The sequence below is a fragment of the Jannaschia rubra genome (assembly GCF_001403735.1).
Classification (GTDB): domain Bacteria; phylum Pseudomonadota; class Alphaproteobacteria; order Rhodobacterales; family Rhodobacteraceae; genus Jannaschia; species Jannaschia rubra.
In genome coordinates, this window is the sequence record NZ_CXPG01000009.1 from 316434 (window position 1) to 332850 (window position 16417).

Sequence of the window (16417 nt, forward strand, 5' to 3'; positions counted from 1 at the left end):
GCGGAGGATTACTCCTCCTTCTCCATCGTGCACTGCAAGGGGTGCTGATGCCGGCGCGCGAAATCCATCACCTGCGCCACTTTGGTCTCGGCGATCTCGTGGCTGAAGACGCCGACGACGGCGAGGCCTTTCTTGTGGACGGTCAGCATGATCTCGACCGCCTGCGAATGGGTGATGCCGAAGAAACGCTCCAGCACGACGACCACGAACTCCATCGGCGTGTAATCGTCGTTGAGCAGCAGCACCTTGTAGAGCGGTGGCCGCTGCGTCTTGGGCCGGGTCCGGGTGACGACGGACGTGTCGCCGTCGCCGTCTTCCGGCGTTTCGGCCATGGAATGGGGATCGAGGCGCATGGTTGCAGGTCCGATGGTGACATGACTGGATGAACCGGACCATATAGCCATCCATCCACGCAGGAAAAGAGGGGGCAACCCGCGACCATGTCCGATACCGTCACCACCGTGGGCTTCGACGCCGACGACACGCTCTGGCAGAACGAGACGTTCTACCGCCTGACGCAGGAGCGTTTCGCGGACCTTCTGGCCGACCATTCCGATCCGGATCACCTGATGGAACGGCTGCTCGCGGCGGAACGTCGCAACATCGGACACTACGGCTTCGGGATAAAGGGCTTCACCCTGTCGATGATCGAGACGGCGATCGAGGTGACCGAAGGCCGGGTTCCGGCCCATGTGATCGAGCGGCTTCTGGCGGAGGGACGGGAGATGCTGCGCCATCCTGTCCACCTGCTGCCCGGCGCCGAGGATTGTGTCCGGCAGTTGGCCGAGCGTCATACCCTCGTCCTCATCACCAAGGGCGATCTTCTGGATCAGGAGCGCAAGCTGGCCGAGTCCGGGCTTGGGGAATTGTTCGACGGAATCGAGATCGTCAGCGACAAGACGCCCGCGACCTATGTGCGTGCCTTCGCGCTGCATGGTGACGGTCCGTCGAACGCGCTGATGGTGGGCAATTCGATGAAGTCCGACGTCCTTCCTGCCATCGCCGTGGGCGCCTGGGGGGTCTTCTGCCCGTCGCGCATCGAATGGGCGCTGGAGGCCGCGCCGGCCCCCGAGGGAGCCGAACGCTATCGCCGGATCGAGACGCTGGCGGAGTTGCCGGACCTGATCCGCGAACTTTGATCAGGCGAGCGCGCCCTCGGCCGTCAGCGTCAGCTTGCCACCGAGCCAAGGACCGAGAGCGTCGGGCAGCCGGACCGACCCGTCCGCCTGCTGACCGTTTTCCAGCACGGCGATCAGGCAACGCCCCACGGCCAGCCCCGACCCGTTCAGCGTATGCACGAACTCGGGCTTGGCGCCGCCTGCGGGACGGAACCGCGCGTTCATGCGACGGGCCTGGAAATCGCCGGTGGTGGAGCAGGACGAAATCTCGCGGTAGGTATCCTGACCCGGCAGCCAGACCTCGATGTCATGGGTCCGCCGCGCGCCGAACCCCATGTCGCCGGTGCACAGGACGACGGTGCGATAGGGCAGGCCGAGCCGTTCCAGAATGTCCTCCGCGCAGCGGGTCATGCGGTCCAGCTCCGCCCGGCTTTCGTCGGGGTGGGTGACACTCACCATCTCGACCTTCTCGAACTGGTGCTGCCGGAGCATTCCGGAGGTATCGCGGCCGGCCGAACCGGCTTCGGACCTGAAGCACAGCGAATGGGAGACCATGCGCCGGGGCAGGGCTTCCGCATCGAGGATCTCGCCCGCGACGGTGTTCGTCAGGGTCACCTCCGACGTGGGGATCAGCCAGAAACCTTCGCGCGTGAGATAGCTGTCGTCGCCGAACTTGGGCAGTTGCCCGGTGCCGAACATGGCCTCTTCACGGACCATGACGGGGCCGTTGACCTCGGTCAGGCCGTTGTCCTGAGTGTGAACGTCGAGCATTAACTGCGCCAGCGCGCGGTGGATGCGGGCCACGCCGCCGCGCAGGAGCACGAAGCGCGTGCCGGACAGCCGGGCGGCGGTCTCGAAGTCCATGCCAGGTTTCACGCCCGCGATGTCGTAGTGTTCAAGGGGCGCGAAGTCGAAGGTCGGGGGCGTGCCCCGGCGGTTCACTTCGACATTGTCGGTCTCGTCCGCGCCATCGGGCACATCGGCGTCGGGGAGGTTCGGGATTTCCAGCAGCGCGGTGCGCAGGGCGGCATCGGCGGCACGGGTCTCCTCCTCCAGCCGGGCGATCTCATCCTTCTTGGCGGCGACGAGCGCGCGCAGACGTTCGAACTCGGCGTCGTCGCCCCTGGACTTCACGACCCCGACTTCCTTTGATGCCGCGTTCCGTTCCGCCAAGGCACTTTCCGAGCCGGCGATGGCTCTGCGCCGCGCTTCGTCCAGCGCGAGGATATCGGAGGAAACCGGCGCCAGCCCCCGGCGGGCGAGGGCCGCGTCGAAGGCGGCCGGATCTTCGCGGATGATGCGGATGTCGTGCATGGGTCTGCCCTTCGCATAAGTCTCGACCGGCGACATGCCACAGGCCGCCCGTCCGGACCAGAGGCTGCCACATGCGCTTGCACCGACAGGGCGCGGCTTATAGGTTGCCGCGACTTTTCCAGGGGGCGCACGACAGCCCCGGACACGCAAGGGACCAGACATGTTCGCAACCCCCGCCTATGCGCAATCCGCCGGTGGCATCGCCGGTGGCCTGACCAGCTTTGTGCCCCTCATCCTGATCTTCGCGATCATGTACATCCTGTTGATCCGCCCGCAGCAGAAGAAGATGAAGGAACACAAGGCGATGGTCGCAGCCCTTCGGCGCGGCGACCAGGTTGTCACCCAAGGCGGCGTGATCGGCAAGGTGAGCAAGATCAAGGACGATGCCGAGGTCGAGGTCGAAATTGCGGACGGCGTGAAGGTGCGCGTCGTGCGTGCTACCATCACCCAAGTGCTGTCGAAGACCGATCCGGCCGCCTGACATGATCGACCTCGCGCTCTGGAAACGGCTGGCGATCCTGTTCGTCTGCCTTGTCGGGCTGGCGCTTGCGCTGCCCAATGCCTTCTATTCGCGAGCGGAGCGCCATAACGACGCCATGACCGCGATCGAGCGCGGGGCCGTCACAACTCCCGAGATGGCCGAGGACATTGCGGCCTGGCCAGAGTTTCTGCCATCGGGCGTCGTCAACCTGGGCCTGGACCTGCGCGGCGGCGCCCATCTTCTGGCCGAGGTGCAACTGGCCGACGTCTATGAGAGCCGGATCGACGCCTATTGGCCCGAGGTGCGCGATACCCTGCGTGACCTTCGCGATACCGTCGGCACCATCCGTCGCCAGAATGGGCCGGGGGATGCGCTGAGCGTCCGCATATCCGAGCCCGCGGGTCTTCAGGCCGCGGTCGATGCGGTGCGCGGACTGTCCCGCCCGATCACCTCGCTGTCGGGCGTGGGCCAGCAGGACATCGAAGTGTCGGGCAGCGGTGACACCCTGACCGTCCGTCTGTCGGAGGCCGAGCGTGCGGCGATCGACGAGCGGACGCTGGCGCAATCGCTCGAAATCATCCGCCGCCGGGTGGACGAGGCCGGAACCCGCGAACCGACGATCCAGCGACAGGGCGGCGACCGCATCCTGATCCAGGTTCCGGGCATCGGCTCAGCTCAGGAACTGAAGGAACTTATCGGTACAACGGCCAAGCTGACCTTCCATCCTGTGCGGGGCGAGACGCGCGACCCCAATGCGCCGGTGTCGGCCGACCAGATCCTGCTGCCCGACATCGACGATCCAGAGCGTTTCTACATTTTGGAACGCACGCCGGTCGTCAGCGGCGACGACCTTGTCGATGCCCAACCGGGATTCGACCAGAACGGCTCTCCCTCCGTCACCTTCCGGTTCAATCCGGCCGGCGCCCGCATCTTTGCCATCTATACCGCTGAGAACGTCGGATCGCCTTTTGCCGTCGTCCTTGACGATCAGGTGGTCACTGCACCGAACATCCGTGAGGCGATCACCGGCGGGTCGGGGCAGATCACCGGCAACTTCAGCGTCGAGGAAGCCAACCGTCAGGCCATCCTGCTGCGCGCCGGGGCCTTGCCGGCGGCGATGACCTTTCTCGAAGAACGCACCATCGGCCCGGAATTGGGCCAGGACAGCATCGACGCGGGACAAACCGCATCGCTCGTCGCGATGGCCGCCGTGGTGGTCTTCATGATCGCGAGCTACGGTCTGTTCGGCGTGTTCGCAACGGTTGCTTTGGGGATCAACGTTGCCTTGATCTTCGGAATCCTGTCCATGATCGGCGGTACGCTCACCTTGCCTGGGATTGCGGGTATCGTGCTGACCATCGGCATGGCGGTCGATGCGAACGTCCTGGTCTTCGAGCGCATTCGCGAGGAACTGAAGACTGCGCGCGGTCCGGCGCGCGCGATCTCGCTGGGTTATGAGCGTGCACTGTCGGCCATCGTCGATGCCAACATCACCACGTTCATTATCGCGACGATCCTGTTCATGCTCGGGTCCGGTCCCGTCCGCGGGTTCGCGGTCACGCTGGGTGTGGGGATCATGACGTCCGTCTTCACGTCGATCTTCGTCACGCGACTGTTGATCATCATCTGGTTCGAACGTCGCCGCCCCAAGCAGATCGAGGTCTGAGATGCGTCTGAAACTTGTCCCCGACGAGACCAACTGGGATTTCTTCGCCTGGCGAAAGTTCACTTTCGGCTTATCCGTCGTCGCGATGATTGTTGCCGTGCTCGCCTGGGTGGTTTTCGGGCTGAATTTTGGTATCGACTTCCTTGGCGGGACCACGATCCGGACCGAGTCCGCGCAGGCGGTCGATGTGGGCGATTATCGCGCTGCCATCGCCCCCCTTGGATTGGGTGATGTCTCCATTACCGAGGTCTTCGACCCGACCTTTGCGGAGGGACGACATGTTGGCCAGGTCCGCATCCAGGCACAAGGCGACGCGGAAGCCGTGACGCCGGAGACCATTGCCGCAGTCGAGGAAGCGCTCCGGACAGTCGATCCGACGATCACCTTTCCTTCCGTCGAATCCGTCGGCCCGAAGGTTTCGGGGGAGCTGGTGACGACGGCGTTCCTGGCCGTCGGCGCATCGCTGGTCGCGATCCTGTTCTACATCTGGCTACGGTTCGAATGGCAGTTCTCGGTCGGCGCGGTTGTCGCTCTGTTCCATGACGTGATCCTGACGATCGGGGTGTTCGCGCTGCTGCAGATCCGGTTCGACCTTGCCGTGATCGCGGCCCTGCTGACCATCATCGGCTATTCGATCAACGACACGGTGGTAATCTTCGACCGGCTGCGCGAGAACCTCATAAAGTACAAGAAATCACCCTTGGTCGACGTGATGAACCGTTCGGTCAACGAGACGCTGTCGCGCACGCTGATGACGTCCGGGACGACGCTGATCGCCCTGTTGGCACTTCTCGTGCTCGGGGGCGACGTGATCCGGGGCTTTGTCTTCGCGATCTTCTGGGGTGTGATCGTGGGAACCTATTCGTCGGTCTACGTCGCTAAGAACGTGGTGCTGTGGCTTGGCGTGAACCGCGACCCAAAAAAACCTTCCGACGCGGGAACGCAATTTGCCGACCTGGATGCCTGATCGTCGGACCACAGCTTGACGGAGCGAAAGCGATCAGAACTCCGTATTGATCTCGATGTTGCTCAGGATGCGGGACAGCTCGTCTACCGCCTTGCCCAGACCTTCGGCCACGACCCCCGTGACGGCCAGGGAGAGGCCCACCAGCGCGGCCGTCAGGATGACCCAGTCTACCGTCACGGTGGCGCGTTCGGATCTTGCGTAGTCTTGCAATGTCATGATTGGGCCCCCTCCGCTCTCGTCGAAATTATGGCAAACTTGGCACTTGTTTGTGGCAAAGATGCGGCGCTTTCGGCAGGCATTGTATACAGGGTGGGCCACAATTCTGACTGGGCGCCGCAGCTGTTTTCGCAAAGGAGGGTTTCGGTATGGACCTGACAGAAATGACCTTCGACGGTGCGCGCCCGTTCGATGGCTACGGCCCCGGCTTCTTCCGCGTGGGCGGTGAAGTGGTGGAGGGCGCGATCGTTCTGCACCCGGGCGGGATGGCCCGCTGGGAAGGCTACGCCGACATGACCGCCCTGACCCGTCTGGCCGACGTTGTGGATTTCGTGCTTGTCGGAACAGGGGCGGAGATCACGCATGTTCCCGCTGATCTGCGTCAGGCGGTGGAGAATGCGGGTCTTGGGTTCGAGGTCATGAACACCCCGGCCGCCTGCCGGACCTACAACGTCCTTGTGGGCGAGGGGCGGCGGGTGGCCGCGGCCGTCCTCTCAGTCGAACGATCCTGAGCGATTGCTTAGGTCGGTCCGGTCGCCCCCGATCCGTTCTGGGCAGAAACCCCGAGCTTGGCGAAAGCGCCTGCCAAGGCCTGCTCGTCAGCCGTCGTTTCAGTGCCGCGTTCCAGCGAACGGTCGCCGAAATTCGCCGTGATCGCGGCGTCGAGGTCGTCGAACGCCTCCCCATCCTCGCCAGAGACCGTGTCGCGGTACGGGCGCAGCGCGTTGCCCCAAGCCGAGACCGCGTCGAGTTCCGGCCGGGTCAAGGTGGCCAGCGCCGTCCGCATTCCGTCGTATCGCGCCTGATCGTGAGGCTTGTAGGCCCAGGACGGACGCTGCTCCCGGTTCTGCATGCCCGCGCCCACGTTGAACGACAGTGCGTCGATCTCACCCGAGAAGACCACCATGGCAGCGCCGGCAAGCCCGGTGAGTCCCGCCGTCAGGACGACCCAGTTCAACGCGACGGTCGCCGTCTCGTCGTGGAGGAAGGGGGTCAGGATGCGCATGGCAGTTCGCTCCGATGGGTTGCACTACGTGATGCAGGCGAAATCGGGCGAATTCATGGTGAGTTCGCGGCGCGTCCCCGGTCAGGGCAGCTTTACCAATGGCCGGTGTTCTCCATGCTGGCCCAGGGTTCCTGCGGTGCCTTCGCCTCGCCTCCCTGCAGCAGTTCGATCGAGATGTTGTCCGGCGACCGGACGAAGGCCATGTGCCCGTCGCGTGGCGGCCGGTTGATCGTCACGCCGTTGTCCATCAGCATCTGGCAGGTCGCGTAGATGTCGTCGACGGTGTAGGCGAGGTGGCCGAAATGGCGGCTGTCGGACGGCAGGCCGTCGTCGCCGTCCCAGTTGTAGGTCAGCTCCAGATCGGCGTGGCCGTCGTCCTGCTCCGGCGGGCAGAGGTAGACCAATGTGAACCGGCCCTTCTCGCTTTCGCTGCGGCGGCGCTCCTTCAGGCCCAAAAGCTTGTAGAATTCCATCGAGGCGTCGAGGTCCTTCACGCGGACCATGGTGTGCAGATAGGTCAGGGGCATGCCGGTTCCTTTCGGTGACAGCGCTAACGGTAATGCACTCGCGCCTTGGTGCAACCCCCGCACCCCCGCGATACCTTGCGGCAGAGAATCGAAGGGGACCGCCATGACACCGGAACAGCAGGCCGAAATAGACGAACAACGGGCGCAGTCGCATCAGACCCGCCGCGCCACCGTCCCGGGGATGGAGGAGCATCTCTATACCGCGCACCCCGTGCTGGACCACGGCTTCATCCGCGTGATCGACTACATGGGCGACGATGCCGCCATCTGTCAGGCGGCGCGCGTCAGCTATGGCCGGGGGACGAAGGCCGTGTCGAACGACGCAGGGCTGATCCGCTACCTGATGCGGCACTGGCATTCGACGCCGTTCGAGATGTGCGAGGTCAAGCTGCACGTCAAGCTGCCGGTCTTCGTCGCGCGCCAGTGGATCCGGCATCGGACGGCGAACGTGAACGAATATTCCGCGCGCTACTCCATCCTCGACCGCGAATTCTACATCCCCGCCAAATGCGACCTCGCCGCGCAAAGCGTCGTCAACAACCAGGGACGGGGCGAGGCCCTGTCGGGCGAGGAGGCGGCCCGCGTCCTTGACTGGCTGCGTGACGATTCGAACCGCGCCTATGACCATTACGAGGCGATGATCTCCGACACCGCCCCCGACGGCACCCCCCAGGCCGGTCTGGCCCGCGAACTGGCGCGGATGAACCTGCCGGCGAACGTCTATACGCAATGGTACTGGAAGGTGGACTTGCACAACCTGTTCCACTTCCTGCGCCTGCGCGCCGACCCCCACGCCCAGATGGAAATCCGCGTCTATGCCGAGGCGATGTGCCGGATCGTCGCCGACTGGGTGCCCTTGGCCTACGCGGCCTTCGAGGACTACCGGCTGGGAGGGGCGTCGCTGAGCGCGAAGGGGGTGGAGTGCGTGCGGCGGATGGTGGCCGGGGAGGAGGTGACGTTAGAGAATAGCGGGATGAGTGCTGGTGAGTGGCGGGAGTTTAGGAGGGTGGTGGGGTAAAGTTATGGGTGTTGTGTCTGGAGCGATTTCAGTAATTGGGGAGCGTGGCAAAATGATAAAGAAGCGTGCGTTCATTTCTTATGTCAAAGAAGACTATTCCGCGGTACACCTGATTAAGGCGATACTTGAGGAGAATGGCATTTCAGTTTGGCTGGACAAAGAGCAGTTAATACCGGGAACTCGATGGAAAACAGCTCTTGAGGATGCAATCAGGAATGGCTCATTCTTTATATCAGTTCATTCGAAAAACAGAACGGTTCGGGAAAGTACCTATGCTAACGAAGAGTTAGTTGTCGCTATTGACGAAGTCCGCAAAAGACCGCAATCAAAGAGCTGGTTGATTCCAGTGAAGCTTGACGAGGAAGATATTGAAGATCGAACCATAGGAGGAGGCGAAAAATATAGCGATCTACAACATTGTAACTTAGCATCTTGGGAAGACGGCATGAGGAGTTTGCTGACTTCTCTTGGTGTGAGCGAGCCCAAGTTGTTCGTCGGCGAACCACTTGCAGAAGGTATACCTTCTGAGGTCGATATAATAGCTGGGAGTTTAACATACGATGAAATGCCCGGCGCTCCTGCTTTGTTTCAAGGTATGCGGGTCTCTATCGAGCGGGGCTGGTGCGCAAGAGATAGCGGGTTAGGAAAAATTGTTGCTTATATCGAAACTCTTTCACCGCTCCCTCTTATGCAGAGGCTTCAGAAAAGGCTGGGCGCATCAGGTTTTCATGCTATTTCAAATGCCACGCATCTTTCAATGGATGAAAATGTCTTAACGCACTTTACATATCAACAGCCTCTGATACTGCGTCGTGGCGAGGAATTTCCTGATCTTGCAACGGGCACCATGATAGAAGTACCCATGGATATTTCTCTTGATTATCATCTTGACGCATATGGATTTGTTTCAGGGGATTGTTTTAAGGGATCGTTCTCCGTCCGCTTTCTTTCAGATATTCCTTTGGGGCCAGCGGAAAAACCGCAAAGAGGAAAATTTTCCATTCAGTTTTCAACCCGTCCCTTGTTGTAAGTAGGGTGCAGAACTGGAGTTTCTAATACGGTTGATAGCTGTGTTAAGTCCGCCGTTAATCACACCAAGCGTGCTCCTCCGCCTCCACTCCGGCCGCTCTGCGCTTTGATCGCTCTACTGGAGCGATTGATCGGCTAAAACCGATCCATCACCGCACCCCAAACCATCCCCGCCTGCGCCATCAGCCCGCCGAACAGCCGTCCCCCCGGCAGCGCCGGAACCGGCAATCTCCCCACCAGGTCGAACCGGCCCCGCTCGCCCCGCGCCGCCTCCACGCAGAGCTTTCCGAAGAGCGCCGAGAGCGCCAGCCCGTGCCCCGAATATCCTCCGGCCGAGAACACGCCGGGGGCGACTTCGGCGAGGTAGGGCAGGCGGGTGGCGGTGACGGCGAGGGTGCCTCCCCAGGCGTGGTCGAAGCGGACGTCGGCAAGGTCGGGATAGACGCGGGCCAGGTTGCGGCGGACGCGGGCGGCGATGTCGCGGGGAAAGCGTTTGCCGTAGCTTTCGCCTCCACCGTAGACGAGGCGGCCGTCGTCCGTCTGCCAGAAGTAGTTCACCACGAAGCGGCTGTCGGCCACGGCTGTGGGCGTCCGCATCGGCGGGTGGGCCAGCGGTTCGGTGACGGCAATGTAGTTGTTGATGGGCAGGACGCGTACGGCGGTCCGGTCGGTCAGCCAGGGGGAATATCCGTTGGTCGCCTGCACCACGGCGCGGGCGCGGACCTGTCCGATGGCGGTGCGGACGGTCGTGCCGTCGATCGCGTGGACCTCCGCCCCCTCGTGGATCGTGGCACCCGCAGCTTGTGCGGCGCGGGCAAGGCCCAGCGTATAGGCCAGCGGATCGCAGAAGCCCGCCGTCTCATCCAGCACGCCGCCCGCGTAGGCCCCGGTGCCGATCCGGTCCGCCAGCGCGGCGCCGCGGTCCAGCGGGACCGCGGCGGTGCCGTAGTGCGTGGCCATCCACGCGGCCTCCTTGCGTAGCGTGGCGAATTCGGTGTCGGTCCGGGCAGCGGCAAGGACGCCGGGGCGCCAGTTCGCGTCGGGCGCATGGTCGGCGATCAGGGTACGGGTCAGGGCCTTCGCCTCCTCCGCCAGGTCCCAGAGAGCGCGGGCGTCGGCGCGGCCCAGTTTCTCCTCCATCTTCCGCTGCGGCCAGTTGAAGCCTGTGCCGACCTGTCCGCCGTTGCGCCCCGAGGCACCCCAGCCGACGCGCTGTGCCTCCAGTACCACGACCTCCATTCCCGCTCGGGCTGCGTGCAAAGCAGCCGACAGGCCCGTGATCCCCGCTCCCACGATGCAAAGGTCGGCGTCGACCTGTCCCTTCAGCGGCGGCAAGGGGTCCGGCAGGACCAGCCCGTCGGCGTAGAAGGTGCGCGGCCAGACGCCCCTGTCGCCGTTCGCATGCAGCCAGGAGGTCATACGTTGAGCAGAAGATGCTCCCGTTCCCACGGGCTGATGACCTGCAGGAAGGCGTCGTATTCCAGCCGCTTGACCGAGGAGTAGATCGACGCGAACCGGGGGTGCAGGACCTCGTGCATTTCGGTCGCGGCGTCGAAGATGTCGAGCGCCGCGGACAGGTCGCGTGGAATGGCACCGTCGTCGCTGTCATAGGCGTCGCCTGCGTATTGCGGCGCGGGGTCGAGCTTGTTGACCAGCCCCAGGTATCCGCAGGCCAGCGATGCGGCGAGACCCAGGTAGGGGTTGCAATCCATGCCGGCGATGCGGTTCTCGACGCGCCGCGACTCCGGGTCCGAGATGGGCACGCGCAGGCCCGTGGTCCGGTTGTCGCGGCCCCATTCCAGGTTGATCGGCGCGGCGAAGTCGCGGACGTAGCGGCGGTAGCTGTTCACATAGGGCGCCAGCAGCGCGATGACCGACGGCAGATGCTTCTGCATGCCGCCGATGAAGTGCAGGAATTCCGCCGTTTCCGTGCCGTCGCCCCCGTCGAACAGGTTCCGCCCGGTGGCCGCATCGACGACCGAATGGTGAATGTGCATGGCGCTGCCGGGCTCATCCTGGATGGGCTTGGCCATGAAGGTCGCATAGCAGTCGTGGCGCAGCGCCGCTTCACGGATCAGGCGCTTGAAGTAGAAGATCTCGTCTGCCAGCTTGACGGGGTCGCCGTGGCGCAGGTTCATCTCGACCTGCCCCGACCCGCCCTCCTGAAGGATGCCGTCGATCTCCAGCCCCATGGCTTCGGCGAAGTCGTAGATGTCGTCGATGACCTGGCCGTACTCGTCCACGGCCGACATCGAATAGGCCTGACGGCCCGCGGCGCGGCGCCCCGACCGGCCGATGGGCGGGATGACCGGCTGCGTGGGGTCGATATTCCGGGCGACCAGATAGAATTCCATCTCGGGCGCGACGACGGGCTTCCACCCCCGTTCCGTATAGAGGGAGACCACCCGCTTCAGGACGTTCCGCGGAGCCACGGGGACCGGGGTGCCATCCTGCTCGGACATCTCGTGAATGATCTGCATGGTCCAGTCGGCGGTCCAAGGCGCGGCGCGGGTTGTGCTGAAGTCGGGTGTCAGCACCATGTCGGGCTCCAGAAAGGCCGCATCGCCGTCATCGGCCCAGTCGCCCGCGATCGTCTGCTGGAAGATCGAACTGGGCAGGTAGAAATGCGTTTGCTTGGCGAACTTGACCGCGGGCATGGCCTTGCCGCGCGCGATGCCCGACAGGTCGGCGATGATGCACTCCACCTCGTCGAGTTGCCGTCCTTCGAGGAAGGCGCGGGCGTGGGCCGGCGCGTGCGCCAGCCATTCAGGTGTCGACATGGACCTGCCTCGTGGTGAAGAACCGGATGATGGCGCGGGCGATGACATCGGACTGTACGGGAAGGACCGTGCCATCCATCGCCGCCTGCATCCTGTCGTCGGGGTAGGTTCCGCTGCCCCGCCGCATGTCGACGTAATCGGCCATCAGCGCGTTGTCGAATTCGGGGTGGGGCTGCACCGTGAAGGCGCGATCGCCGTATGCCACGATTGCATTGTCGCAGAAGGCATTGCGCCCAAGAGACGTGGCGCCTTCGGGCAATTCGGTCACCTGATCCTGATGCCAGGCGTTGAGCGCGATCCGCCGACCGTCCGCAAGCTCGTATTCCGTCCGGCCGAGCGCCCAGCCATCCGGGAACTTCTCGACCCGACCGCCCAGGGCCTGCGCCACGATCTGATGCCCGAAGCAGATACCGACGAGAGGTTTGGACGCCGCATATGCATCGCGGACGAACTCTTCCAGGGGCGGGATGAACGGGTGGTCCTCATAGGCCCCGTGGCGCGATCCCGTGATGAGCCAGCCGTCCGCATCGTCGATACCGGCCGGGAAGGACATGTTCTCGACGTCGTAGGAGGCGAAGTCGAATCCCTGGCCATCCAGAAGGCGCATGAACATGACGTCGAAATCACCGCGCGTCGCCAGAAGCGCATCGGGCGTGTGTCCGGCCTGGAGGATGCCAATTTTCACGGAAGACCTGTCTGATGCGTCGGGCGGAGGCTAGGCCGACGGTGACATGACCGCAAGATCCCGCGCATTGACGGAATCTTAGCCTTTCGGGTCCAGGGTCGCGGCGAAATCGGGTAGGGGGTCCTTATGATAGTGCGTCTTGTCATCTTCCTGCTGGCCCTTGGCAGCCCCGCCCCGGCTGACACCGTGGCGGAGGCTCTGACTCTCGCCTCGCGGGAGCGGGAGCGGGCGGGGATGTCCGCTCTCCAGACCGATCCACGCCTCGCCGCCGCGGCCGAAGCGCAGGCCCGCTATATGGCGGCAAGGGGTCAGATCGGTCATGACGGCCCGCAGGGGTCGAGCTTTGCCGACCGGCTTCGGGGCACAGGATACCGGGGATGCTACGGGGCGGAGAACGTCGCGGCAGGGCAGCGGACGCCGGAGCTCGTGACGGAATCATGGATGAAATCGGACGGTCATCGCCGCAACATCCTTGACCGGCGGATGACGCACGGCGCGGTTGCCGCTGTTCGGGACGACTTCGGCAGGCTCTGGTGGGCGATGGTGCTGGCTGGGCCCTGCTGACGAATGCGGTCAGACGGTGTCGAGGTATAGGTCGATCCGTTCCGCCTCCGTCAACTCCTCGATGTCGCGTATCTCCTGCCGCTTGGTCAGCACCATGTTCGCGATCAGCGGCGGGGGAAGCAGACGCTCGGTCCATGGATCCCGTTCGAACCGGTCCACCGCTTCGGCCCAGGTTGCAGGCACCAACGGCAAGTCCATTGCGTAGGCATTTCCAGTTATGGGGGCCGGCGGCTCCCGTCCGTCTTCGATGCCGCGAAGGGCGGCGGCAAGGATCACGGCGAGCAGCAGATAGGGGTTCACATCGCCGCCGGAAATCCGGTGCTCGATGCGTCGGGCGGCGTTGGGCGACGCGGGGATGCGGATGGCCGAGGTCCGGTTCTCATAGGCCCAGGACAGTCCCGTCGGTGCATGAGCGCCCGGCACAAGGCGGTCATAGCTGTTGAGATGTGGGGCGAAGATCAGCGTCGAGGCCGGTGCAGCCGACAGAAGGCCCGCCACCGCGTGACGCAGGGCACTCGACCCTTCGGGTGTGCCGTTGTCGAAAATGTTGACCCCATCCGCGTCCAGCACTGAGAAATGGACATGCATCCCGTTGCCCGCATAGTCGGGGTAGGGTTTGGCCATGAAGCTGGCGGCGAAGCCATGCTTGCGGGCCTGTCCCTGAACCAGCAGCTTGAAGAACCAGGCGTCATCCGCGGCCTTCAGCGCATTGGGTTGATGAGCGAGATCGATCTCGAACTGACCGATGCCCGCTTCGGAAATCGCGCTGTTGGCGGGAATGTCCATCTGCTCGCAGGCGTCGTATAGCTGCGTGAAGAACAGGTCGAACGCGTCCAGGGCCCGCATCGACAGCGTTTCCGCTCCCGGTCGCCGCTTGCCGGATCGGGGCGAGGCAGGGACGCGCAGCTGCCGGGTGCTGTCGTCGACCAGATAGAACTCCATTTCGGTCGCGACCACTGGCGTCAGCCCGCGTTTGGCATAACGTGCCAATACGGCCGCAAGCGCGTGGCGCGGATCGCCGGCGAACGGCCGCCCGTCATGGTGGTACATCCAGACCGGCAGCAGCGCCGTCGGCGTATCGAGCCATGGCATCGGCACGAACCCACGTTCCGTAGGTTTCAGGATGCCGTCCGCGTCGCCGCTATCGAAAACAAGCGGACTGTTCTCGATGTCCTCGCCCCAGATGTCGAGGTTCATGATCGAGAACGGAAACCGCGTCCCTTCCGTCTCCAGGCTGTGCGCATAACGACGCGGGATGCGTTTGCCGCGGGCTTGCGCGTTCAGGTCGCAGGCCGCGGCGCGGACGGAATGGACATGAGGGTTGGCGTGAAGCCATCCGCCGGGGGGGTGGTCGGTCATCGAATGATCTGGGGAAGCAGCCGGGGCCGTCGTGGCCGGGCTTGGGGGAGATGCCTGTTCAGCCGCCGGTTGATTGCGCCCATGATACCGATGATGCAGAGCGTCAGCACGATGAAGTAACCCGCAAGGATCGGGTAGGGAACGAACGGGTTGAACGTCTTGTCGGCGAAGTAGCTTGCATAATAGAGCGCATCGCCGCGCTGCTGGACTGCGGGAAACCCGGTGAAGAACACGAGCGTCGTGGCGTGGAACAGGAAGATCGCCTCGTTGGTGTAGGCAGGCCAGGCAAGGCGCAGCATGGTAGGCCAGGTGATGCGGCGGAACTTTCTCCAGCCCGTGATGCCATAGGCCTCCGCTGCCTCCTGGTCGCCCTTCGGCACGGACTGCAATGCGCCATGGAAGATCTCGCCCGAATAGGCCGCCGTGTTGAAAAACAGGACGACCAGCGCGCCCGCCCAGGCCGACGACAGGACGTCGAACGTCGGCACCGCCTGTTTGAGCGACAGGAACAGGAAGTAGCCGAAGAAGAACTGGATGAAGAGAGGGCTTCCGCGGAAGAGGAAGATGAACCATTCGGCCGGTTTGCGGAGGAAGGGGTTCGCCTGGGCCTTTCCGACCGCCACCAGCGTGGCGAGCGCGAAGCCGGCGACAAGCGCCACGACGCCGAAATAAACATTCCAGATCATGCCGGACCCGATAAGCGTCACTTGTTCGCAAAGCGTGAAGTCCGACCGGGGCAGCAATCGCTCGCCGATCCCGAGGGAGCGCAGGCCGTAATCCGCGATGGTCTGCCAGCAACTCATGCGACGTTCGCGCGGCGCAGGGCTTCGCCCGCGGCAGTGTCCTGACCATGGCTCAGCCGCCGGGTCAGGCGCGCGATGACGATCTCGGAGATCCGGGTGAACGCGAGGTAGAAGACCAGCAACGCGAGAAAATACCACATCCGCCAGTCCGGGTGCGGATAGTCGGTGAACCGCGGCGTCTTGGCGGCACCCAGGTCACGCGCCCAGTAGACGATATCCTCGACCCCCAGCAGGAACAGCAGCGGCGTGGCCTTGATGAGGACCATCCAGAGGTTGCCGAGGCCGGGCAGGGCATAGATCCACATCTGAGGAACGATGATCCGCCGGAACGCCTGCCTGCGCGTCATGCCATAGGCCTCGGCCGTCTCGACCTGCGCACGGGGCACGGCCCGCATCGCGCCGTAAAGGACGTTGGCCGCGAAGGCGCCGAAGACGATGGCGAAGGTCACCACGGCCAGCGCGAAGCCGTAGCTCTCGTGAACCCATTGCGGCGCGTTGCCGAGCGGCATCTTGGCGGCCGGGCAGACGAGGAAATCGCTTCCCTGCCGGACCGGTTGATCCCAATCCGGGCATTTGACCTGGTGGCGGACGTACTCCAGCCCCTGATCCAGGGCGATGACGAAGAACAGGAAGAATGCCACGTCTGGCACGCCCCGCACGATGGCGATATAGGCCTTGCCCAACCACGACAGCGGCGCGAAATGGGACCGGGCCGCCATCGCGCCGCCGAACCCGAACGCAAGCGCCGCCGGCGCGGTGATCGCCAGTAACAGCAGGACAGTCCCGAAGGCCGCATAGAACGACAGGTGCTTTCCCGTGGTCAGGTAGCACGTCAGCCAGGCAAGACCGTCGAGGGTCGATGGGTCGGCGCAGGCGCTGAAGAT

The 16417-nt window shown here is 63.9% G+C and carries 19 protein-coding genes; 8 read left to right on the forward strand and 11 right to left on the reverse strand.

What is annotated here, in order from left to right:
- Window positions 1-8 precede the first annotated feature (8 nt).
- Window positions 9-353 carry an ATP-dependent Clp protease adapter ClpS gene (gene clpS / locus JAN5088_RS01880; RefSeq protein WP_055681086.1) on the reverse strand — a complete coding sequence of 115 codons (345 nt, stop codon included), beginning with the start codon at window positions 351-353 and terminating at the stop codon, window positions 9-11.
- An 87-nt stretch (window positions 354-440) separates the two neighbouring features.
- On the opposite strand from clpS, the gene JAN5088_RS01885 reads away from it, so the two are divergent.
- The gene (locus JAN5088_RS01885; RefSeq protein ID WP_055681087.1) at window positions 441-1139 is read left to right on the forward strand and encodes an HAD family hydrolase; all 699 of its coding nucleotides are present in this window, start codon (window positions 441-443) and stop codon (window positions 1137-1139) included.
- On the opposite strand, the gene serS is transcribed toward JAN5088_RS01885, so the two are convergent.
- Complete coding sequence (gene serS, locus JAN5088_RS01890) at window positions 1140-2432, reverse strand: serine--tRNA ligase (protein WP_055681156.1); 1293 nt, start codon at window positions 2430-2432, stop codon at window positions 1140-1142. It lies immediately after the preceding gene.
- 160 nt (window positions 2433-2592) lie between these two features.
- Between serS and yajC the strand changes: the two genes are divergently transcribed.
- From yajC to secF, 3 genes are read left to right on the forward strand one after another with little or no spacing between them, the layout of a single operon-like run.
- Window positions 2593-2913, forward strand: coding sequence for a preprotein translocase subunit YajC (yajC, locus tag JAN5088_RS01895; RefSeq protein WP_055681088.1), 321 nt, complete (start codon window positions 2593-2595; stop codon window positions 2911-2913).
- Between the two features lies 1 nt (window position 2914).
- Window positions 2915-4579, forward strand: coding sequence for a protein translocase subunit SecD (gene secD / locus JAN5088_RS01900; protein ID WP_055681089.1), 1665 nt, complete (start codon window positions 2915-2917; stop codon window positions 4577-4579).
- A 1-nt stretch (window position 4580) separates the two neighbouring features.
- Window positions 4581-5546, forward strand: coding sequence for a protein translocase subunit SecF (gene secF / locus JAN5088_RS01905; protein ID WP_055681090.1), 966 nt, complete (start codon window positions 4581-4583; stop codon window positions 5544-5546).
- A 33-nt stretch (window positions 5547-5579) separates the two neighbouring features.
- On the opposite strand, the gene JAN5088_RS01910 is transcribed toward secF, so the two are convergent.
- Window positions 5580-5762, reverse strand: coding sequence for a hypothetical protein (locus JAN5088_RS01910; RefSeq protein WP_055681091.1), 183 nt, complete (start codon window positions 5760-5762; stop codon window positions 5580-5582).
- Window positions 5763-5911: 149 nt separating this feature from the next.
- On the opposite strand from JAN5088_RS01910, the gene JAN5088_RS01915 reads away from it, so the two are divergent.
- A complete protein-coding gene (locus JAN5088_RS01915) occupies window positions 5912-6274 on the forward strand; it encodes an Mth938-like domain-containing protein (protein WP_055681092.1) in 363 nt (120 codons plus the stop codon).
- Between the two features lie 8 nt (window positions 6275-6282).
- On the opposite strand, the gene JAN5088_RS01920 is transcribed toward JAN5088_RS01915, so the two are convergent.
- Together JAN5088_RS01920 and JAN5088_RS01925 are read right to left on the reverse strand one after the other, a co-directional pair.
- Window positions 6283-6768 (reverse strand): hypothetical protein, encoded by a 486-nt coding sequence (locus JAN5088_RS01920; protein WP_055681093.1) that lies wholly within the window; start codon window positions 6766-6768, stop codon window positions 6283-6285.
- Between the two features lie 92 nt (window positions 6769-6860).
- Window positions 6861-7295 (reverse strand): VOC family protein, encoded by a 435-nt coding sequence (locus JAN5088_RS01925; protein WP_055681094.1) that lies wholly within the window; start codon window positions 7293-7295, stop codon window positions 6861-6863.
- Window positions 7296-7398: 103 nt separating this feature from the next.
- On the opposite strand from JAN5088_RS01925, the gene thyX reads away from it, so the two are divergent.
- A complete protein-coding gene (thyX, locus tag JAN5088_RS01930) occupies window positions 7399-8313 on the forward strand; it encodes an FAD-dependent thymidylate synthase (protein ID WP_055681095.1) in 915 nt (304 codons plus the stop codon).
- Window positions 8279-9343, forward strand: a complete 1065-nt coding sequence (locus tag JAN5088_RS18100) for a toll/interleukin-1 receptor domain-containing protein (protein WP_143114529.1) — start codon at window positions 8279-8281, stop codon at window positions 9341-9343. The genes thyX and JAN5088_RS18100 overlap by 35 nt, the downstream gene beginning before the upstream one ends.
- A 134-nt stretch (window positions 9344-9477) precedes the next feature.
- Here the strand turns inward: JAN5088_RS18100 and JAN5088_RS01935 are convergent, their stop codons facing one another.
- The 3 genes from JAN5088_RS01935 to JAN5088_RS01945 are packed head-to-tail and all read right to left on the reverse strand — an operon-like array spanning window position 9478 to window position 12807.
- Window positions 9478-10761 (reverse strand): NAD(P)/FAD-dependent oxidoreductase, encoded by a 1284-nt coding sequence (locus tag JAN5088_RS01935; protein ID WP_055681096.1) that lies wholly within the window; start codon window positions 10759-10761, stop codon window positions 9478-9480.
- The gene (locus JAN5088_RS01940; RefSeq protein ID WP_055681097.1) at window positions 10758-12122 is read right to left on the reverse strand and encodes a glutamine synthetase family protein; all 1365 of its coding nucleotides are present in this window, start codon (window positions 12120-12122) and stop codon (window positions 10758-10760) included. The genes JAN5088_RS01935 and JAN5088_RS01940 overlap by 4 nt, the downstream gene beginning before the upstream one ends.
- The gene (locus JAN5088_RS01945) at window positions 12109-12807 is read right to left on the reverse strand and encodes a type 1 glutamine amidotransferase (RefSeq protein WP_055681098.1); all 699 of its coding nucleotides are present in this window, start codon (window positions 12805-12807) and stop codon (window positions 12109-12111) included. Before JAN5088_RS01945 ends, JAN5088_RS01940 begins: the two co-directional genes overlap by 14 nt.
- Window positions 12808-12933: 126 nt before the next feature.
- Between JAN5088_RS01945 and JAN5088_RS01950 the strand changes: the two genes are divergently transcribed.
- Window positions 12934-13371, forward strand: a complete 438-nt coding sequence (locus JAN5088_RS01950; protein ID WP_055681099.1) for a CAP domain-containing protein — start codon at window positions 12934-12936, stop codon at window positions 13369-13371.
- A gap of 9 nt (window positions 13372-13380) precedes the next feature.
- Here JAN5088_RS01950 and JAN5088_RS01955 read toward each other — a convergent pair whose 3' ends face one another.
- The 3 genes from JAN5088_RS01955 to JAN5088_RS01965 are packed head-to-tail and all read right to left on the reverse strand — an operon-like array spanning window position 13381 to window position 16417.
- Window positions 13381-14730: a glutamine synthetase family protein gene (locus JAN5088_RS01955; protein ID WP_055681100.1), complete on the reverse strand. Its 1350-nt coding sequence runs from the start codon at window positions 14728-14730 to the stop codon at window positions 13381-13383.
- Window positions 14727-15533 carry an ABC transporter permease gene (locus tag JAN5088_RS01960; RefSeq protein ID WP_055681101.1) on the reverse strand — a complete coding sequence of 269 codons (807 nt, stop codon included), beginning with the start codon at window positions 15531-15533 and terminating at the stop codon, window positions 14727-14729. Before JAN5088_RS01960 ends, JAN5088_RS01955 begins: the two co-directional genes overlap by 4 nt.
- On the reverse strand, window positions 15530-16417 hold the full coding sequence (locus tag JAN5088_RS01965; RefSeq protein WP_074962364.1) for an ABC transporter permease: 888 nt from the start codon (window positions 16415-16417) through the stop codon (window positions 15530-15532). The genes JAN5088_RS01960 and JAN5088_RS01965 overlap by 4 nt, the downstream gene beginning before the upstream one ends.